The sequence below is a fragment of the Frankia sp. CeRuru1 genome (genome assembly GCF_977966315.1).
In genome coordinates this window covers 2470-2960 of the sequence record NZ_CDWWEW010000541.1, presented here as the reverse complement: position 1 = coordinate 2960, position 491 = coordinate 2470, and the positions used below count along the sequence as shown (strand labels likewise).

1 protein-coding gene is annotated in these 491 nt (G+C 59.7%); it reads right to left on the bottom strand.

Annotated features, from left to right (window positions below; translation table 11 throughout):
- Window positions 1–3: 3 nt before the first annotated feature.
- On the bottom strand, window positions 4–491 hold a 488-nt coding region (locus AC08OP_RS24055; protein ID WP_476616257.1), incomplete at its 5' end, for an IS3 family transposase.

The window sequence follows — 491 nt, the reverse complement described above, 5'->3', positions numbered from 1 at the left end:
CCATTATGCGGCTTGTGGGTGCTCCCCGTCAAACTCGGCCTCGTACTCGACGGGCGTCATGTAATTGATCGTGGAATGTATCCTTCTGCGGTTGTAGTACGTCTCGACGTAGTCGAAGATTCCGGCGCGGAGCTGTTTCAGGCCGGCGAAGGCGTGGAGGTGGACGAACTCCTTCTTCAGGGTCGCCCAGAACGATTCCGCGGCGGCGTTGTCAAAACATATACCGGTCCGCCCGACCGAATTCCTGATCTTGTTTTTCTTGCAGAACTCGACGAAGTCGTGGCTGGTGTACTGGCTGCCGCGGTCGGCGTGGAAAATCACTCCCTCGGGTGGTCGCCGACGGAAGATTGCCATGCGTAACGCGTCGAGGACCAGGCCGGCGCGCAGGTGGTTGTCGACGGCCCAGCCGACGACTTTCCGCGAGAATGCGTCGATCACCGAGGCGACATAGCACCAGCCTTCTCCGGTGCGCACATATGTTATGTCGCCGT